The sequence below is a fragment of the Carboxylicivirga longa genome, assembly GCF_050589825.1.
GTDB lineage: Bacteria > Bacteroidota > Bacteroidia > Bacteroidales > Marinilabiliaceae > Carboxylicivirga > Carboxylicivirga longa.
In genome coordinates this window covers 1-1,217 of record NZ_JBNGOZ010000065.1, presented here as the reverse complement: position 1 = coordinate 1,217, position 1,217 = coordinate 1, and the positions used below count along the sequence as shown (strand labels likewise).

1 protein-coding gene and 1 pseudogene are annotated in these 1,217 nt (G+C 42.7%); both read right to left on the bottom strand.

The features are described 5' to 3' along the window. Positions 1–88: 88 nt before the first annotated feature. Complete coding sequence (gene istB, locus ACRD7A_RS19050; protein ID WP_430812959.1) at positions 89–808, bottom strand: IS21-like element helper ATPase IstB; 720 nt, start codon at positions 806–808, stop codon at positions 89–91. Between the two features lie 17 nt (positions 809–825). Then, positions 826–1,217, bottom strand: a pseudogene (locus ACRD7A_RS19045) (IS21 family transposase); the annotation flags it as partial.

Sequence of the window (1,217 nt, the reverse complement as noted above, 5' to 3'; positions counted from 1 at the left end):
TGGATATTCCGGTCATGCTGACCCCCTTCTCCGGATATTGACCCCTTAGACATTGGATATGGTCAAAGAGCGTGATGGTCTGACAATATTACCGTTTTTTTCTTAAACTCTCACCTTTTAGTTCTATTCTGTATGATCCATGGACTAATCTGTCGAGTATGGCATCCGCAATGGTTTCTTCTCCGATGATATCATACCAGCTGGAAACAGGTAGTTGACTGGCGATTATCAAAGAGTTTTGCCCATGACGGTCTTCAATTATTTCCATTAGGTCCATACGTTGCTGCTGCTCCAGGTATGAGAGTCCAAAATCATCGAGTATTACCAATTCAGTCTTAGCTAACTTGGCAAAGAACTTACTAATGGTTCCTTCCAGGCGTGCCATTTTGGTTTTCAACAAGAACTTTTGCAAGTTAAAGTAGGCCACCTTATAGCCTTGCCTACAAGCCTGATGCCCGAGTGCCGATGCGATATAGCTTTTGCCACATCCTGATGCACCGGTGATTAAGACGGATTCACCATTTTGGATATAGCTACCGGTTGCTAAAGATACTAATACTTCTTTGTCAACACCCCGGGTAGCCTCTGTATAAATCTCCTCAATGGAAGCCTGGTAACGAAAGCCGGCATTCTTCTTCAAGCGTTCAAAACGTTTGTTTTTACGGTCATCATACTCATTTTGGAGTAATAGTTCTAGTCCTTCAGAGAGACTGAGTTCATGGTGTTTTCTGGTTTCTAATAGTGCGTTCCAGGCACGGCTCATGCCATGCAGACGTAGTTCTGTAAATTGCGTTTCGATTTGTGTCACTTAGTTTAATTTATTGATTAATAAAAAAGTTGTTTACCTCGTATGTTGGTGTGTCTTGGTAGGGGTTTTTCCGTAGTAGATTCCGATGCTTTTTGTTCGGTCATCTTATTGTTCAGGATATTCTTTACAAAGCCAAAGCTGTACTGCCCGTTTTCAAGGGCTATCCGGCAAGCCTTATCAAACTTATCCGCTTCACTTGTGCGTTGTAGTCGTAACAGGCCATCGCAGGTTCTGTAAAGCTGCTCGGGGTATTTGCCTTGCTTAAACAATCCTTCAAACAACAAGTGAAGTTCTTCAGACAAGCTTTTGGCTTTATCCATATAATAACCGGGACTCCGATCACGATAGTGCTTATGGGTTGAACACAAGTGCCCTTCAACAGTTGTATAGCCACCTTCTTTGTATCCCC